This is a genomic window from Streptomyces sp. NPDC042002 (assembly GCF_055588305.1).
The window spans coordinates 130,081-147,951 of sequence record NZ_JBVJCT010000001.1 but is presented as its reverse complement, the minus strand read 5'-3'; the positions used below and the strand labels follow the sequence as shown (position 1 = coordinate 147,951).

13 protein-coding genes are annotated in these 17,871 nt (G+C 70.4%); 4 read left to right on the top strand and 9 right to left on the bottom strand.

Features of this window, described 5'->3' with window-relative positions; genetic code table 11:
- Positions 1-52: 52 nt before the first annotated feature.
- Genes ACZ6KY_RS00605 through ctaC form a run of 3 tightly spaced genes read right to left on the bottom strand, consistent with a single transcriptional unit; the run spans position 53 to position 3,146 of the window.
- Entirely contained in the window at positions 53-451 is a 399-nt protein-coding gene (locus ACZ6KY_RS00605) for a cytochrome c oxidase subunit 4 (RefSeq protein ID WP_469308108.1), read from the bottom strand.
- Positions 448-2,184: an aa3-type cytochrome oxidase subunit I gene (gene ctaD, locus ACZ6KY_RS00600; RefSeq protein ID WP_469308107.1), complete on the bottom strand. Its 1,737-nt coding sequence runs from the start codon at positions 2,182-2,184 to the stop codon at positions 448-450. The genes ACZ6KY_RS00605 and ctaD overlap by 4 nt, the downstream gene beginning before the upstream one ends.
- Complete coding sequence (gene ctaC, locus ACZ6KY_RS00595; RefSeq protein ID WP_469308106.1) at positions 2,181-3,146, bottom strand: aa3-type cytochrome oxidase subunit II; 966 nt, start codon at positions 3,144-3,146, stop codon at positions 2,181-2,183. Before ctaC ends, ctaD begins: the two co-directional genes overlap by 4 nt.
- Before the next feature lie 270 nt (positions 3,147-3,416).
- On the opposite strand from ctaC, the gene ACZ6KY_RS00590 reads away from it, so the two are divergent.
- Positions 3,417-4,799, top strand: coding sequence for an aminotransferase class V-fold PLP-dependent enzyme (locus ACZ6KY_RS00590; RefSeq protein ID WP_469308105.1), 1,383 nt, complete (start codon positions 3,417-3,419; stop codon positions 4,797-4,799).
- A 93-nt stretch (positions 4,800-4,892) separates the two neighbouring features.
- On the opposite strand, the gene ACZ6KY_RS00585 is transcribed toward ACZ6KY_RS00590, so the two are convergent.
- The gene (locus tag ACZ6KY_RS00585; protein WP_469308104.1) at positions 4,893-5,867 is read right to left on the bottom strand and encodes a carbohydrate kinase family protein; all 975 of its coding nucleotides are present in this window, start codon (positions 5,865-5,867) and stop codon (positions 4,893-4,895) included.
- 133 nt (positions 5,868-6,000) lie between these two features.
- Here ACZ6KY_RS00585 and ACZ6KY_RS00580 point away from each other — a divergent pair, with 133 nt between their 5' ends.
- Positions 6,001-6,222 (top strand): hypothetical protein, encoded by a 222-nt coding sequence (locus ACZ6KY_RS00580; protein WP_401325835.1) that lies wholly within the window; start codon positions 6,001-6,003, stop codon positions 6,220-6,222.
- 209 nt (positions 6,223-6,431) lie between these two features.
- The gene (locus ACZ6KY_RS00575) at positions 6,432-8,753 is read left to right on the top strand and encodes a hypothetical protein (RefSeq protein ID WP_469308103.1); all 2,322 of its coding nucleotides are present in this window, start codon (positions 6,432-6,434) and stop codon (positions 8,751-8,753) included.
- A 180-nt stretch (positions 8,754-8,933) separates the two neighbouring features.
- Here ACZ6KY_RS00575 and ACZ6KY_RS00570 read toward each other — a convergent pair whose 3' ends face one another.
- A complete protein-coding gene (locus tag ACZ6KY_RS00570) occupies positions 8,934-9,290 on the bottom strand; it encodes an iron-sulfur cluster assembly accessory protein (protein ID WP_385702096.1) in 357 nt (118 codons plus the stop codon).
- Positions 9,291-9,628: 338 nt separating this feature from the next.
- On the opposite strand from ACZ6KY_RS00570, the gene nadA reads away from it, so the two are divergent.
- Entirely contained in the window at positions 9,629-10,813 is a 1,185-nt protein-coding gene (gene nadA, locus ACZ6KY_RS00565; protein ID WP_469308102.1) for a quinolinate synthase NadA, read from the top strand.
- A gap of 69 nt (positions 10,814-10,882) precedes the next feature.
- Here nadA and ACZ6KY_RS00560 read toward each other — a convergent pair whose 3' ends face one another.
- From ACZ6KY_RS00560 to ACZ6KY_RS00545, 4 genes are all read right to left on the bottom strand, one after another.
- On the bottom strand, positions 10,883-11,992 hold the full coding sequence (locus tag ACZ6KY_RS00560; protein ID WP_469308101.1) for a glycoside hydrolase family 19 protein: 1,110 nt from the start codon (positions 11,990-11,992) through the stop codon (positions 10,883-10,885).
- A gap of 236 nt (positions 11,993-12,228) precedes the next feature.
- Positions 12,229-15,369 (bottom strand): efflux RND transporter permease subunit, encoded by a 3,141-nt coding sequence (locus ACZ6KY_RS00555; RefSeq protein WP_469308100.1) that lies wholly within the window; start codon positions 15,367-15,369, stop codon positions 12,229-12,231.
- A gap of 156 nt (positions 15,370-15,525) precedes the next feature.
- A complete protein-coding gene (locus ACZ6KY_RS00550; protein ID WP_469308099.1) occupies positions 15,526-16,209 on the bottom strand; it encodes a response regulator in 684 nt (227 codons plus the stop codon).
- Positions 16,206-17,426: a sensor histidine kinase gene (locus ACZ6KY_RS00545; protein ID WP_469308098.1), complete on the bottom strand. Its 1,221-nt coding sequence runs from the start codon at positions 17,424-17,426 to the stop codon at positions 16,206-16,208. The genes ACZ6KY_RS00550 and ACZ6KY_RS00545 overlap by 4 nt, the downstream gene beginning before the upstream one ends.
- Positions 17,427-17,871: the final 445 nt, after the last annotated feature.

The window sequence follows — 17,871 nt, the reverse complement described above, 5'->3', positions numbered from 1 at the left end:
GAGCCCGGACTCTCCTGACGGAGTGTCCGGGCTCCCGGGCGTTCAGCGCGTGCTACTGGGTGCGGTTCTCACCGTGGTAGTACTCGAAGACCCAGCCCCACAGGCCGAGCACGATGAGCGGTGCCGAGAAGTACAGCAGCCACCAGCCGAAGACGACGGAGGTGAAGGCGAGCGCGCCGCCGACGCCGAGCGAGAGCGGCTGCCAGCTGTGCGGGCTGAAGAAGCCCACCTCGCCGGCCTCGTCCGCGACGTCGGCCTCCTTGTTGTCCTGCGCCAGCTTGTCGACCCGCCGGGCCGTGAAGGCCAGGTAGTAGCCGATCATCATGCAGAGGCCGAAGCCCATGAAGAGGGCCGTCGAACCGGCCGGCTCCTTGGACCACACGCCGTAGACGATCCCCATGATGAGGATGAACACGGCCAGCCAGAGGAACATCTTGCCTTGGACCTTCACTTGCCGGCCTCCTTGCCACCAGCGAGGGACGCCGAACCGTGACCGGCGTTCTCGAGCTGGTCGAGAGCGGCGATCTCCGGGTGGTGCAGGTCGAACGCCGGGGATTCACTGCGGATCCGCGGCAGAGTGAGGAAGTTGTGCCGCGGCGGCGGGCAGGAGGTCGCCCACTCCAGCGAACGGCCGTAGCCCCACGGGTCGTCGACCTCGACCTTCTTGCCGTACTTCGCCGTCTTCCACACGTTGTAGAGGAACGGCAGGATCGACAGGCCGAGCAGGAACGAGCTGATCGTCGAGATCGTGTTCAGCGTGGTGAAGCCGTCGGCCGCGAGGTAGTCCGCGTAACGACGCGGCATGCCCTCGGCACCGAGCCAGTGCTGCACCAGGAACGTGCCGTGGAAGCCCACGAACAGCGTCCAGAAGGTGATCTTGCCGAGACGCTCGTCGAGCATCTTGCCGGTCATCTTCGGCCACCAGAAGTGGAAGCCGGAGAACATCGCGAACACCACGGTGCCGAACACGACGTAGTGGAAGTGCGCCACCACGAAGTACGAGTCGGACACGTGGAAGTCCATCGGCGGCGAGGCCAGGATGACGCCGGTCAGACCACCGAAGGTGAACGTGATGAGGAAGCCGACGGCCCAGAGCATCGGTGTCTCGAACGACAGCGAGCCCTTCCACATCGTCCCGATCCAGTTGAAGAACTTCACGCCGGTCGGTACGGCGATGAGGAACGTCATGAAGGAGAAGAACGGGAGCAGAACGCCACCGGTGACGTACATGTGGTGCGCCCACACGGTCACGGAGAGACCGGCGATCGCGATGGTCGCGCCGATCAGGCCCATGTAACCGAACATCGGCTTGCGCGAGAACACCGGGATGACTTCGGAGATGATCCCGAAGAACGGCAGGGCGATGATGTACACCTCTGGATGGCCGAAGAACCAGAAGAGGTGTTGCCAGAGCAGGGCTCCGCCGTTTGCCGCGTCGAACACATGCGCACCGAATTTTCGGTCCGCCTCCAGCGCGAACAGCGCCGCCGCGAGGACGGGGAAGGCCAGCAGCACCAGAACCGCGGTGAGCAGGACGTTCCACACGAAGATCGGCATACGGAACATCGTCATGCCGGGAGCGCGCATGCAGATGATCGTGGTGATGAAGTTGACCGCGCCGAGGATGGTGCCGAAGCCGGAGAAGGCCAGACCCATGATCCACATGTCGGCGCCGATGCCCGGCGAGCGGACCGCGTCCGACAGCGGGCTGTAGGCGAACCAGCCGAAGTCGGCCGCACCCTGCGGGGTGAGGAAGCCACCGACCGCGAGCGACGAGCCGAAGAGGTACAGCCAGTAGGCGAACATGTTCAGCCGCGGGAACGCCACGTCGGGCGCGCCGATCTGCAGCGGCATGATCCAGTTCGTGAAACCGGCGAACAGCGGCGTCGCGAACATCAGCAGCATGATCGTGCCGTGCATCGTGAACGCCTGGTTGAACTGCTCGTTCGACAGGATCTGCAGTCCGGGACGCGCCAGTTCCGCACGCATCAGCAGCGCCATGACGCCACCGATGAGGAAGAACGCGAACGACGTCACGAGATACAGCGTGCCGATCGTCTTGTGGTCAGTGGTGGTGAGCCACTTGATCACGACGCTGCCGGGCTGCTTGCGCCGTACCGGCAGCTCGTTCTCGTACGAGTCTTCGGCTGCGGCGGCACCCTGGGGTTCGTTGAGGATGCTCACAGGTTGTTCGTCTCCCGGTTCTTCTCGTGGCCCGTCTGCTCAATGCCGGCCGGGACGTAACCGGTCTGTCCCTTGGCCGCGAGCTGCTTGAGGTGGGCCTCGTAGCGCTCGGGGGAGACGACCTTCACGTTGAAGAGCATCCGGGAGTGGTCGACGCCGCACAGCTCGGCGCACTTGCCCAGGAACGTGCCCTCACGGTTCGGGGTCACCTGGAAGGAGTTGGTGTGCCCCGGGATGACGTCCTGCTTCATGAGGAACGGCACCACCCAGAAGGAGTGGATGACGTCACGCGAAGTGAGGACGAAGCGGACCGTCTTGCCCTCGGGGAGCCAGAGGGTCGGACCGGGGTTGCCCGTCTGCGGGTTCTTCGTGGCGGGCGTGCCGACGTCGTAGACACCGCCGGCGTTCGCCGGAAAGTCCTTCTTGAACCGGTCCGGAATGGCGGCCAGGTTCGGGTCGGTCTTGGCGTTCCCGGAGGAACCGGGGACGTTCTCGATGTAGTTGAAGCCCCAGCTCCACTGGAAGCCGACCACGTTGACCGTGAGGTCGGGCTTCGGGCTGAGGCTGAGCAGCTTCGTCTCGTCACGTGCGGTGAAGTAGAACAGCACCGAGACGATGATGAGCGGGACCACCGTGTACAGCGCCTCGATGGGCATGTTGTACCGGGTCTGCGGAGGAACTTCGACCTTGGTCCGGCTGCGCCGGTGGAAGATGACACTCCACAGGATCAGGCCCCAGACCAGCACGCCCGTGGCGAGCGCGGCCGCCCACGAGCCCTGCCAGAGGGAGAGGATCCGCGGAGCCTCCTCCGTGACCGGGGTGGGCATACCAAGGCGGGGGAAGTCTTCCCAGTTGTACGAGCAACCAGTGGCTGTCGCCAGGACCAGGCCCGCAGTCATTGCCTGCAGCAGCTTCCGCCGCATCGGGCGCCGCGGCGAGCGGTCGGAGCCGTTGGGACTCACGTAGCGCCTTCCCGAGAGTCTCGCCCGCGCTGTTGGCTGCGGCCTTCTCGCTGGTCCGGTCGCCGCCCTGCGTCGGGCAGGGGTTTGGATGTTTATGCGGACCAAACCCTACTGGACGCTATTTGGGGTCGCGCGGGGAGGGTGCCCAACGCGCCGCCCGACTCCCCGAAGGAGTGCTGTTTCGCCTGCAAGGCCCTGTCGGGGCACCTGGAATGCCCCAGTCCGGATGGCTTCTGACGCCCCCTTGGGAGCACGGGCTAGCGTGGTGGCGTGTCCTACTTCGACGCCGCGTCCGCGGCTCCGCTGCACCCCGTCGCCCGACAGGCCCTGCAGGCCTCGCTCGACGAGGGGTGGGCCGATCCCGCCCGTCTCTACCGTGAGGGCCGGCGGGCCCGGCTGCTCCTCGACGCGGCGCGCGAGGCGACGGCCGACGCGGTGGGCTGCCGCCCCGACGAACTGGCCTTCACCGCCTCCGGCACCCGCGCGGTGCACTCCGGGATCGAGGGTGCCCTGGCGGGCCGGCGGCGCGTCGGAGACCACCTGATCGTGTCAGCCGTCGAACACTCGTCGGTACTCCATGCGGCAGACGCCCACGAGACGTCGGGCGGCGCGGTGACCCTGGTTCAGGTCGACCGCGCGGGCAGGGTGTCCCCTTCTTCCTACGCGGCCGCCCTGCGCCCCGGCACCGCGCTCGCCTGCCTCCAGTCCGCCAACCACGAGGTGGGCACGGAGCAACCGGTGGCCGAGGTAGCACAGATGTGCCGGGAGGCGGGGGTGCCGCTGCTGGTGGACGCGGCGCAGTCGCTGGGCTGGGGGCGGGTGGAGGGCGGCTGGTCCCTGCTGACGGCGAGTGCCCACAAATGGGGCGGCCCTTCGGGCGTCGGGCTGCTCGTCGTACGCAAGGGGGTACGGTTCGCGCCCCAAGGCCCCGCGGACGAGCGGGAGTCGGGGCGGGCGGTGGGGTTCGAGAACATCCCGGCGATCGTGGCCGCGGCGGCTTCGCTGCGTGCCGTCCGCGCGGAGGCGGCCGAGGAGGCGGTACGGCTGCGTGAACTGACGGAGCGGATCCGCGCGCGGGTGCCGGCGCTGGTGCCGGATGTCGAGGTGGTCGGCGACGCGGTCCGCCGACTGCCGGGGATCGTCACCTTCTCCTGTCTCTATGTCGACGGAGAGACCTTGCTGCACGAACTGGACCGCACGGGCTTCTCGGTGTCCTCGGGCTCGTCGTGCACGAGCAGCACCCTCACCCCCAGCCATGTCCTGAAGGCCATGGGTGTCCTGAGCGAGGGCAATGTGCGGGTGTCGCTGCCGCCCGGCATCCCGGAGGAGGACGTCGACCGCTTCCTGTCGGTTCTCCCGGGCCTGGTCGCGGGGGTCCGCGAGAAGCTGGGGGCACCGACGACGGTGACGAAGGTCCCCGCCTCGGTCGACGCGCTGGTGGTCGACGCGCTGGGCAGGCGCTGCCCGATCCCCGTCATCGAGCTGGCCAAGGTCATCGGGGACGTGCCGGTCGGCGGCACGGTCCGGGTCCTGTCCGACGACGAGGCGGCCCGCCTCGACATCCCCGCGTGGTGCGAGATGCGGGGCCAGGAGTACGTAGGAGAGGAACCGGCGGACCACGGCTCGGCCTATGTCGTCCGCCGGCTGTCCTAGGCCCCGTCCTGGTCTCACGGTCCGGGCCGGGACCACCACCGGGGCGGGCCGGGCCCTGACCTCCGTCCGGCGGAGGCGGGCCCGGACCTCGGCCTAGGAGAGGTGCGCCCGGACCTCGGTGGCGGCCTCGTGGCCGTACGCCTTGGTGAAGCGGTCCATGAAGTGGGTGCGGCTCAGCTGGTACTCCTGGGTGCCGACCGTCTCGATGACCAGGGTGGCGAGCATGCAGCCGACCTGGGCGGCGCGCTCCAGGGAGACACCCCAGGCGAGACCGGAGAGGAAGCCGGCGCGGAACGCGTCTCCGACGCCCGTCGGGTCCGCCTTGAGCTCCTCCTCGGGGCAGCCGACCTCGATCGGGTCGTCGCCCGCGCGCTCGATACGGACACCGCGCGAGCCGAGGGTGGTGACCCGGTGGCCGACCTTGGAGAGGATCTCCTCGTCGGTCCAGCCCGTCTTGGACTCGATGAGCCCCTTCTCGTACTCGTTCGAGAAGAGGAACGTCGCGCCGTCCAGCAGGACCCGGATCTCGTCGCCGTTCATGCGCGCGATCTGCTGCGAGAAGTCGGCGGCGAACGGGATCGCGCGGGTGCGGCACTCCTCGGTGTGACGGAGCATCCCCTCGGGGTCGTCGGCGCCGATCAGGACGAGGTCGAGACCGCCGACCCGGTCCGCGACGGCCTTGAGCTCGATGAGGCGGGCCTCGCTCATCGCGCCCGTGTAGAACGAGCCGATCTGGTTGTGGTCGGCGTCCGTGGTGCACACGAAGCGCGCGGTGTGCAGCACCTCGGAGATGCGCACGGAGGCGGTGTCGACGCCGTGCCGGTCCAGCCAGGCGCGGTACTCGTCGAAGTCGGATCCCGCCGCCCCGACCAGGACCGGACGGGTACCGAGCTGGCCCATGCCGAACGCGATGTTCGCGCCGACCCCGCCCCGGCGGACATCGAGGTTGTCGACCAGGAAGGAGAGGGAGACCGTGTGCAGCTGATCGGCGACCAGCTGGTCGGCGAAACGGCCGGGAAAGGTCATGAGGTGGTCGGTGGCGATGGAGCCGGTGACTGCGATACGCACGGCGAGGACACGCTCCTGCGGGGGGAGGGGATTGACACTTAACGCTACCGGGTCCGCGCGCGACCCCTGAAGGGCCAAAACTACCCGATAGTAGATCTTTCTTCGTGACGGCAACGGTGCATACGGTTCCGGTATGACGAACCTCAAGGTCCATGACACCGCTCCGCTCGGCCCGGTCAGTGACCTGGAAGGCGATCTGGCGTCGCTGCGCGGCGACTGCGCCCGGATGGCAGGCCACTGGTCGGCTCCCGCACCGGTCCCTCCCCTGCACGTCTCCCTCTCCCTCATCCACGGGGTGACCGTTCCGCCCACCTCGGCACGGATGCTGGACGCGATGTCCGACTACGGCGACTGACGGCGGTGGCCCGCGCGGTGCCGCCGTACGGGTGAGAGCCCCGGCGGCGCCGAACGGGTGAAGACGGAGTGCGCTCGCAGGGAACCGTGCGCTCCCCCGCTGCGTCCCAACGCTGTCCCCCGTATAGGGGATGCGTAATACGACCCTGGAGGGCCCGTCCTTGACAGGGTCGGGTCATGGGACAGCAGTGGAGCCGAAGGAGCGATGCGGTGAGCACCGAGCGACCCGACTACGACGCGACCGATCCCGTCGAGGGTCACGGCAGGGGTCCCGTCGAGGACGCCACCGAGGACGCCGTCGCGGGTCCCGCCGACGCGGCCGACGAGACGGTGGAGGGTTCCGCGGACGGAACCACCCCGGAGACGGTCACGGATTCCGGCGAGGACGCCACCGCCGTGGCCGCCGAGGCTTCCGTCGAAGGTCCCGCCGAGGGCGCCGTCGAAAGCCCCGGCGAGCGTTCGCCCGAGGGTGCCGTCGGAGATCCCGGCGACGCATCCACCGGCGGAGCGGCCGAAGGTCCCGGCGCGGGCGGTGTCGGAAGCGACGCCGAGCGGTCCGGCGCGGATCCTGCGGACGGCTCCGTCGAAGGCGGCATCGCCGGTTCCGACGCGGGTCCCTCCGGGACCGCCGTCGGAGGTCCCGCGAAGGACCCCGGCGACGCTTCCGCCGAGCGCCCCGGCGAAGGTGACACCGAGCACTCCGTCGAGGATCCCGCCGAAGCAGCGTCGGAGACTCCCGCCGACAGCGGCGTCGCGGGTCCCGCGGAACGCGGCGTCACGCTTCCCGCCGAAGGCGGCGTCGAGAGTCCCGCCGAAGGCACTACCGAAGGGCATGCCGAGGGTGCGCTCGACGGGCATGCCGAAGGCACGGTCCCCGGGCAGGCCGAGACGGTCGGCGGGCACGCCGAAGGCGCGCTCGGCAAGCAGGCCAAGGGGGCCGTCGTGAGTTCGGGCGACGGCTTCCGCGGTGAGCACGGCGGAGGTTCCCCGGAAGGTCCCGTCCCGGAGATCATCGGAGGTCCCGGCGAGGGGACCGGGGCAGGTGGGGTGCGCCGGCGGCGGACCCCGGCGGTCGTCGCCTCGGTCGTCGCCGCTGTGCTGCTGGTCGGGGGCGGCGGCGCGTACTTCGCCGCGACCGCGTCCGGCGGCGGCCGTTCCGGGACGCCCGGCGCCGACGGCACTCCCCCGCGGCTCGCCCTCGACGGCTACGCCGGGAGTACCGCGAGCGCCGGGGCCACGGGCGGTACCGCCGGTATCGCGCCCGGCGAGCCCAACCCCTACGGCACGACCTACCGCGCCGACGGCGCGCTCCCCGCGGGACCGGGCTCGGCGCGCGTCCAGTGGGCCGAGGGCGAGGTGACCCGGGCCGAGGTGGCCCGGCTCGCGAAGGCCCTGGACCTGGCGGGCACACCCCGGCTCGTCGGGGACGCCTGGACGGTCGGCACGGCCGAGGGCGGCGCCGAGCCGAACCTGCGGGTGAACGCGGACGCCCCGGGGACCTGGACCTTCAGCTCCTACATCCCGGGGACCGACAACTGCGCCAAGGGCAAGATGTGCCGGCCGATCGGCTCCGGCTCCCCGACCGGCTTCGCTCCGGACCCGGTGAGCGAGGCGGCGGCGAAGAAGGCGGCGGCACCCGTGCTGAAGGCGGTGGGCCAGGACGACGCGAAGCTGGACGCGAGCCAACTCATGGGCCCCGTAAGGGTGGTGAACGCCGACCCGGTGGTGGGCGGACTGCCCACCTACGGGTGGACGACCGGCCTCCAGATCAACGTGGAGGGTCATGTCATCGGCGGCAGCGGCCAGTTGAAGACGCCGGTGGAGGGGGACGCGTACCCGGTCGTCGGCGCGCGGAAGACACTGGACCTGATGAACGGGTCGGCGCCGACGACGGGCGACCGGCGCATGGGCATCGGCGGCTGCGCCAGCCCCGTACCGCTGAAGGACCGGGACGAGATGCCGTGCGAGCACTCGACCCCGGCACCGAAGCCGGAGTCGGTGACCGTCGAGAAGGCCACCTTCGGACTGGCGGCGCAACGCGCGAACGGGCGGCAGGCGCTCGTGCCGTCCTGGCTGTTCGAGGTGCGGTCGCCGGGCGCGGGCGACACCTACACCGTGACGCATCCGGCGGTCGACCCGAAGTTCCTGGCCGCGCCGGCGTCGTCGGCGGAGCCGAGCGCGGATCCGACCGTGCCGCCGAGCGAGCCGTCCTCACCGGCGGCCACCCGTGACGTCGACGTCCAGGGCTACACCGCGGACGGCAGGAACCTGACGGTCAGCTTCACCGGCGGCGTGTGCGCCGACTACACGGCGTCGGCGGCCGAGAGCGCCGGCAAGGTCACGGTGACCGTGACGGAGAAGCCCTGGAAGAACAGGATCTGCATCATGATCGCCAAGATCTACGAGAAGACGGTGCGCCTGGACGCGCCGCTCGACGGCCGCGCGGTCGTGGGGACGGACGGCAAGGCGGTCCACCACGGGAGCTTCGCCCTGCCCTCGCCGTCCACGGCGACGCCGGAGCCGCTCGGCTAGCGGCTGCCCGGTCCCGGATACGCGAAGGCGGCGTCCCCGTCGGAGGGGGACGCCGCCTTCGTCCGTACTCGGCGTGTACGTACGCGTCCGGCCGGAGCCGTGAGCCGCGGGCTCGGCTCAGTGGCAGTCGGGCCGGCCGAACACGGGCCCGGAACGATCCCGGGCCCCGCCGGTCGCGGACTAGCTGAAGGAGTCGCCGCAGGCGCAGGAGCCCGTCGCGTTCGGGTTGTCGATCGTGAAGCCCTGCTTCTCGATGGTGTCCACGAAGTCGATCGAGGCGCCGCCCAGGTACGGGGCGCTCATGCGGTCGGTGACGACCTTCACCCCGTCGAAGTCCTTGAGGACATCGCCGTCGAGCGAGCGCTCGTCGAAGAAGAGCTGGTACCGCAGGCCGGAGCAGCCGCCGGGCTGAACGGCGACGCGCAGTGCCAGATCCTCGCGGCCTTCCTGGTCGAGCAGGGCCTTGACCTTGGCCGCGGCGGCGTCGGACAGCATGATGCCGTCGCTCACGGTGGTGGTCTCGTCCGATACGGACATCTGCTTCTCTCCCGGGTTGTACGGAGACTGCTTGCCGCTGGTTGCAACCGGCGGGGCCGCGGATTCATTCCGGGGCCGAGCTCATGTCTTGTGCCTTCTCTCTTCATGCTCGCACATACGCCCGCGCACGAACACCGGCCTGTGGACAACCCCACGGACACCCGGGTGTCACCCGCCGGAGCGGCGACCGGGATTCACGTCACATGGACGCTATGGCCATCGTCAACGTGACGTGAAGCGGTTATGATAGATAGCGTCAATTCGACGAAAAGGTATCGTTACGCCGGGCCCGCCTCCTTACGAGCCCGGCGACCCGCAGAACAGAAAGGGTGCGTGTCGTGACCACCGCCCAGACCCAGGAGCTCGACGTACAGCCGACGCCCCTCGCCCTGCTGCTGCTCGGCCGCCAGGCCGACCCGAAGAGCGAGCGGGGCGTCGAGTGTCCCGGCGACCTGCCCTCGCCGTCCGACCCGGACCTGGTCGAGCGCGCACGCGTGGCCAAGGAGAAGCTCGGCGACAAGGTCTTCGTGCTCGGCCACCACTACCAGCGCGACGAGGTCATCCAGTTCGCGGACGTCACGGGTGACTCCTTCAAGCTGGCCCGCGACGCGGCGGCCCGTCCGGAGGCCGAGTACATCGTCTTCTGCGGTGTGCACTTCATGGCGGAGTCGGCCGACATCCTCACGGGCGACGCCCAGAAGGTCGTCCTGCCGGACCTCGCCGCGGGCTGCTCGATGGCCGACATGGCCACCGCCGAGCAGGTCGCCGAGTGCTGGGACGTACTGACCGAGGCCGGGATAGCCGAGCAGGTCGTGCCCGTCTCGTACATGAACTCGTCGGCGGACATCAAGGCGTTCACCGGTAAGCACGGCGGCACGATCTGTACGTCGTCGAACGCCCAGCGGGCCCTTGAGTGGGCCTTCGAGCAGGGTTCGCAGGTGCTGTTCCTGCCCGACCAGCACCTCGGCCGCAACACCGCCGTCCGCGACATGGGCATGTCCCTGGACGACTGCGTGCTCTACAACCCGCACAAGCCGAACGGCGGGCTGACCACGGAGCAGCTGCGCTCCGCGAAGATGATCCTGTGGCGCGGCCACTGCTCGGTGCACGGCCGCTTCAGCGTGGACTCGGTGAACGACGTGCGCGAGCGGATCCCCGGCGTCAACGTCCTCGTGCACCCCGAGTGCAAGCACGAGGTCGTCGCGGCGGCGGACTACGTGGGCTCCACGGAGTACATCATCAAGGCCCTGGAGGCGGCCCCGGCCGGCTCCAAGTGGGCGATCGGCACGGAACTGAACCTCGTACGGCGTCTCGCGAACCGTTTCGCGCCCGAGGGCAAGGAGATCGTCTTCCTCGACAAGACGGTCTGCTTCTGCTCGACGATGAACCGCATCGACCTGCCGCACCTGGTGTGGACGCTGGAGTCCCTCGCCGAGGGCAACCTCGTCAACCGCATCGAGGTCGACAAGGAGACCGAGGCGTTCGCGAAGCTGGCGCTGGAGCGGATGCTGGCGCTGCCGTAGACCCGACGGCTCGACGGCAAGGGGCGCCCCTCGGTCACGAGGGGCGCCCCTTGCCGTGTCGTCGGGCGGTCAGCAGTAGAGGTTGGCTCCCTGCGCGACGCCGAGGATCGACGTGAAGCGCTGGTAGGCGTCCACGCGGCTCTGCACCTGTGCGGGGTTCCTGCCGTCGCACTCCAGCGAGCCGTTGATGCTGCGGATGGTCTGGCCGAAGCCCGCGCTGTTGACCATCGCGTTGTGCGGGGTCATGGAGCCGGGGCCCGACTGGGTGTTCCAGTACCAGAGGCCGGTCTTCCAGGCCACCGCCGCGTCGTTCTGGACGAGCCAGGGATTGCCCAGCAGGTCGATACCGAGGGCGTCACCCGCGGCCTTGTAGTTGAAGTTCCAGCTGAGCTGGATCGGGCCCCGCCCGTAGTACGCCGCCTGGCCGGCCGGGCAGCCGTAGGACTGGCTCCAGTCGCAGTAGGTCGGGTAGTTGGCGGTGTTCTGCTCCACGACGTAGACGAGTCCGCCGGTCTCGTGGCTGACGTTGGCGAGGAACGCGGCGGCCTCCTGCTTCCTGACCGTGTCGCTGCCGGTCGTGGTGAAGGCGGGGTAGGCGCCGAGCGCGGCGGTCAGGCCGCTGTAGGTGTAGAAGGAGTTCCGGTTCGGGAACATCTGGTTGAACTGCGCCTCGGAGACGACGAATCCGCTCGGAGTGCCGCCGCCGGCCGGAGCCGTCCACTTCTGGTTCGCGCCACCGGTGCAGGTCCAGATCTGCAGCCGGGTGGAGTTGGCCGGGTTGTTCCCGGTGACGTCGGCACACTTGTCGGCCTGGGGGTTCACGATGTCCCGGGCCGCGGTGACGACCCACTGCTGGTTGGGGCCGCCGTTGCAGTCCCAGAGCTGGAGCTGGGCTCCGGAGGCGGTCGAGTTGCCGGTGACGTCCAGACACTTGCCGAGCGCCCGGATCGTGCCGTCCGCGCCGACGTTCCACTGCTGTGCCGCCGTGCCGTTGCAGTCGTAGAGCTGTACGGCCGTGCCGTTGGCGGTGCCCGCGCCGGCCACGTCGACGCACTTGCCCGCGAGGCCGCTGATCTGCCCCGTGGCGGCCGCGGCGGGCGAGGCCGGGAGCACGCTGAGCAGTCCGAGGACGAGGGTGCCGGCCGCGGCGTACGCCGCACGCCTCCACCGAATTTGCATGCCCATGTCATACCTTTCGCCGATGTGCGCCCTGAACGTTCCGGTGGGGGGTCGAAAGAGAGGTGTTCACCAGTTGTTTTAAGGCGCAAGCAAAGCGCCGTCAAGGCTTTGGTATGGACCAATTGCGGAAGGCTCGGGTGCTGCCGGAATCCCGGCGGTTCCGGTGTGGCCGAAAAGCGAGGGGTCCCCGCCCCGGCGCGTGAACGCCGGGGCGGGGACCCCTTCCTGGAACCGGATCAGACTCCGGCCGGCTCCGGGGACTTGTCCTCGTCGCCTACGGCGCTCTCGCCGGACTCGGCCTCCCGCTCCGCCGACTCCCGCTTCGCCGCCCGCTTCTTCGCCCGGCGCTCCTTGCGCAGTTCGACCATCGCGTAGAGCGTCGGAACGAGCAGCAGCGTCAGCAGCGTCGACGTGATGAGACCGCCGATCACGACCACCGCGAGCGGCTGCGCGATGAAGCCGCCCTCGCCGGTCACGCCCAGCGCCATCGGCAGCAGCGCGAAGATCGTCGCCAGCGCCGTCATCAGGATCGGGCGGAGCCGGTGCCGGCCGCCCTCGATCACGGCCTCGACCACGCCGTGACCCTGCGCGCGGTACTGGTTGACGAGGTCGATCAGCACGATCGCGTTCGTCACCACGATGCCGATGAGCATCAGCATGCCGATCATCGCGGGGACACCCATCGGGGTGCCCGTGACGACGAGCAGGCCGATCGCGCCGGTCGCCGCGAACGGGATCGACACGAGCAGGATCAGCGGCTGGACCAGCGAACGGAACGTCGCCACCAGCAGCATGAAGACGATCGCGATCGCCGCGAGCATCGCCAGGCCGAGGTTCTTGAACGCGTCGCTCTGGTCCGACGAGACACCGCCGATCGCCGCCGTGGCACCGGCGGGCAGCTTCAGCGTCTTGAGCTTCGCCGTGAGATCCGCGCTGACCGCGCCGGTGTTGTCACCGGTCGGCTTGGCCGTGATCGTGGCGGCCCGCTGGCCGTCGATCCGGGTCATCGAGACCGGCCCGTCGACCAGCTTCACGTCGGCGATGTCACCGAGCTTCACCGCGCCGAGCCGCAGCCCGCGCAGCTCCTGGAGCGTGCCGACCGGCTCGGCCGTCTTGATGACGACGTCCCGCTCAGTGTTGTCCAGGATCGCCTTGCCGCTGGTCGTGCCGCGGACCGCCTGGGTGACGGCCGCGCCGAGCGTGGCCTCGTTGAAACCGGCCGCCGCCGCCTTGGAGTTGGCCGTGACCGAGATGCGCGGCACGCTCTGGGAGAGGTCGCTCGTGACGTCGGTGACGTCGTCGAGCTTCGCGACCTCGTCACGGACCTGGCCGGCCGCCTTGCGCAGCACGTCCCCGTCCGCCGCCTTCACGACGACCTTGAGGTCCTGGCTGCCGAACCCGTTGCCGGCCGAGACCGTGAGGGTGCCGGCGCCGGAGAGCCCGCCGAGTCCCTTCTCGATACGGGCCTGGACGTCCTTGGAGGACGCGGAGTCCTCCAGCATGACCTGGTACGACGCCTGGTTGGTGTCCGTACCGCCGCCGAAGGCCGCCAGGAAGCCGGACGAACCGATGGTGACCTGGTAGTCCTTGACGCCCTTGACGCCCGCGAGGACCTTCTCGACCTTCCGCGTCTGCGTGTCGGTCGCGGCCAGGCTGGTGCCCGGCTTCAACGCCTGCTTGACGGTGAGGACTTCCTGCTCGCCCTGGTCGAAGAAGTTCGTCTTCAGCAGGGGCGCCATGCCGAACGTGCCGACGAGGATCGCGGCCGCGATGAGCAGGCTGGTCAGCCGGCGACGGGTCGCGAAGCGCAGGACGGGGACGTAGAAGCGCTGGAGACGGCTGCGCTCCTCCTTCTCCTCGGCCAGGCGCCGGGCCTCCTCGGCGTCCGCCGGGGTGCCCTTGGGGGCGCGCAGGAACCAGTACGAGAGAACCGGGACGACCGTCAGCGAGACGAGCAGGGACGCGAGGAGCGCCGCCGTGACCGTCAGGCTGAAGGAGCCGAACAGTTCGCCGACCATGCCGCCGGTCAGACCGATCGGCAGGAAGACGGCGACCGTGGTGAGCGTCGAGGAGGTGACCGCGCCGGCCACCTCGCGGACCGCGGTGAGGATCGCCTCCTGGCGCTCCTCGCCGTATCCGAGGTGCCGCTTGATGTTCTCCAGGACGACGATCGAGTCGTCGACGACCCGGCCGATCGCGATGGTCAGCGCGCCCAGCGTCAGCATGTTGAGCGACAGGTCACGGGTCCACAGCACGACCAGGGCCAGCACCACGGACAGCGGGATGGACACCGCGGTGACCAGCGTCGAACGGACCGACGCGAGGAAGAGCAGGATGACCAGGACCGCGAAGAGCAGGCCGAGGGCGCCCTCGGTGGTCAGCCCGTGGATGGACTTGGAGACCGCCGGGCCCTGGTCGCTGACGACGGTGATCGCCGATCCCGTGCCCAGGTCGGCCCGCAGGCCGGGCAGCTTCTTCTTGACCGCGTCGGAGATGGCGACCGCGCTGCCGTCGTGGGACATGGTGACGGTCACCGCGAGGCTCGGGCGGCCGTCGGTGCGCGTGATGGAGTCGGCCTTGGCCTGCTCCTGCTTGACGGTGGCGACATTGCCGAGGCGCACGGGCTTCTTGCCGGGCAGCCCCGTGACCATCAGGTCCTGGATCTGCTTCAGCGAGGTGAAGCCGCCGCCGACCCGCACGGTGCGGTTGCTGCCGCCCTCGTCGAAGGAGCCGGCCGGAACGGTCGCCCCGGCCGCCTGGAGCGTCTGGCCGAGGGCGGCCGGGGTGAGACCGGCCCGCGCCATCTTCTTGTCGTCGGGCGTGACGGTGACCTGGAGGTCACGCACACCGGCGACATCGACCCGGCCGACGCCGTCGATGCCCTCGAGGGTGGGGACGACCGTGCGGTCGAGCCGGTCGGCCAGGGCCTGCTGGTCCTGGCCGGAGGTGACGGCGAGGACGACGGTCGGGATGTCGTCCGTCGAACCGGCGATGACCTGCGGGTCGACGCTGTCGGGGAGCTGGGCGCGGGCCCGGTTGACGGCCTGCTGGACGTCGGCGACGAGCTGCTTGGTGTCGTTGCCGTAGTCGAAGGACGCCATGATGACGGCGTTGCCCTCGCTCGCGGTGGAGGTGACACCGGTGATGCCGTCGACGGCCTGGAGGCTGTTCTCGACGGGCTCGACGACCTGCTTCTCGACCACATCCGGAGACGCACCCTGGTACGGCGCGAGCACGGACACCACGGGCAGTTCGATGGTGGGCAGCAGCTGCTGCTTGAGCTGGGGGATCGCTATCGCCCCGAAGCCGAGCGCGATGATCGACATCAGCCCTATGAGGGCCCGCTGCGCGAGGCTGAATCTGGACAGCCAGGACATGGGTGGTGGGTCTCTCTTCTGTGGTTCGAGCGGAATGCGGGGGACGGGGGAACTCCCCACGTCACACCCTGGTCCATGAACGGGCCGCGATCCGTAGCCCCTGGGTCCATTTCCTTACCCGGAACCTACTCCAGGCGCAGTACGGGCAGGTAACGCTCAGTCCACCCTCGGGCGTACCAGGCCGGACTCGTACGCGATGACTACCAGTTGTGCCCGGTCACGGGCGCCGAGCTTGGACATGGCCCGGTTGACGTGTGTCTTCACCGTGAGCGGGCTCACTTCGAGGCGCTCGGCGATCTCGTCGTTGGAGTGGCCCGCGGCGACCTGGACGAGCACCTCGCGCTCGCGCCCGGTGAGCGCGTCGAGCCGCTCGGAGCGCGCGGCCCCGCGCCCGTCGTCCGCGCCGCCGCCCTGCGCGAGGAACCTGGCGATCAGGCCCTTGGTCGCCGCCGGGGACAGCAGCGCCTCGCCGCCCGCGGCGATCCTGATGGCGTTCAGCAGTTCCTCGGGCTCGGCGCCCTTGCCGAGGAACCCGGAAGCGCCGGCCCGCAACGACTGCACCACGTACTCGTCGACCTCGAAGGTCGTCAGCATCACGACGCGTACGTGCGCGAGGCCCGGGTCGGCGGTGATCAGCCGGGTGGCGGTGAGGCCGTCGGTTCCGGGCATCCGGATGTCCATCAGCACCACGTCGGCCCGCTCGTCCCGGGTCACCGCCACGGCCTGGGCGCCGTCCGACGCCTCCCCCACGACCTCCATGTCCGGCTCCGAGTCGACCAGCACGCGAAACGCGCTGCGCAGCAACGCCTGGTCGTCGGCGAGCACGACACGGATCGTCATACGGGGTCCCCCAGGGCAGGCGCGTGGTTCTTGACCGGAAGGATCGCATGGACGCGGAAGCCGCCTCCGTAGCGGGGACCGGCCGTGCAGCTCCCGCCGATCGCGGTGACGCGCTCCCGCATGCCGAGCAGTCCGTGGCCGCCGCCCTCCTGCGGGGCGGTGTCCTGTCCGGGGCCGTTGTCGAGGACGGTCACCTCCACCATGGGGCCGACCCGGACCACGCTGACCTCGGCCTTCGCCGCCTGGCCCGCGTGCTTCTGCACATTGGTCAGGGCTTCCTGGATCACCCGGTACGCGGCGAGGTCGGCGGCCGCGGGCAGAGCGGTGCCGTGGTCGGAGCGGGCCACCTCCACGGGGAGCCCCGCGTTGCGGAAGGTGTCGGCGAGCTCGTCGAGCCGGGCCAGTCCGGGAGCGGGCTCGGTCGGGGCCTCGGGGTCGCCGGACTGGCGCAGCAGGCCCACGGTGGCGCGCAGTTCGTTCAGCGCGGACCGGCTGGCCTCCCGTACGTGGGCGAGGGCCTCCTTGGCCTGGTCGGGGCGCTTGTCCATCACATGGGCGGCCACTCCGGCCTGCACGTTGACGAGCGCGATGTGGTGGGCGACGACGTCGTGCAGATCGCGGGCGATCCGCAGCCGCTCCTCGGCGACACGGCGGCGCGCCTCCTCCTCACGGGTGCGCTCGGCCCGTTCGGCGCGTTCCCTGATCGCGTGCACGAAGGCGCGGCGGCTGCGGACGGCGTCGCCCGCCGCGGCGGCCATGCCGGTCCAGGCGAAGACGCCGAGGTTCTCCTGGGCGTACCAGGGCAGAGGTCCGGCGAGCATCGCGACCGCCGTCAGGACGGTCATGGTGGCCAGGCCGACGCGCCAGGTCGTGGGGCGGTCGGTGGCCGAGGCCACGGTGTAGAGGGCGACGACGGCGCACATCGCGACCGGGGCCCTGGGGTCGGCGGTCACCAGCTCCACCAGGGAGACGGCGACGGTCGCCGCGAGGACCTTCATCGGGGCGCGGCGGCGGAAGACCAGGGCCGCGGAGCCGAGGACCATGAGGGCGAGGCTGAGGGCGTCCGGGGTGCGGGCACCCCAGGTCGTGCCGTCGGCCCCGTGCGGGTCGACGAAGGAGCCGGCCACCATGCTGACGAGGACGCCCGCGGCGAGCGCGGCGTCCAGGGCGAGGGGGTGGGCCCGCAGCCAGTCCCTCATACGCTCCAGGGTGCTCACCCGGTCCACGGTACGGGGCCCCTGCCGGGCTTGAACCCGACCGGTACGAAGCGGCGCTCCCCGCCTGGACAGGGAGCGGGCCACAGCTCCCGGACCGGCACCGGGGGTTCCGCCCGCGGGCTGGGAGAGCCGAGCGGGCCGCTCGTGAGACGCGGGACCGAGGTGGGTCACCGGACGCGGTACGGGGGTACGGGCTCACCGGACTCGGAGAGCGCGCGCCGCCCGCCGGGCTCGCGACGGGCGGTGCGGCGTCGCCCCGGACCGGGCGCGGACAGTTCGGCGCACCCGCCGGACCAGGGCGCCGGGTGTGCCGCCGGCCGGGCTCGGGACGAGCCGTGCGGTGTCGCCCGCCGGGGCCGGGGGCTGGGTGTGCCGCCCGCGGGGCGGGGGCTTCTCGGTGCCGGCCCGGGTGGCCTGCGGACGTGCCGCGGGCCGCTCTCCGCCG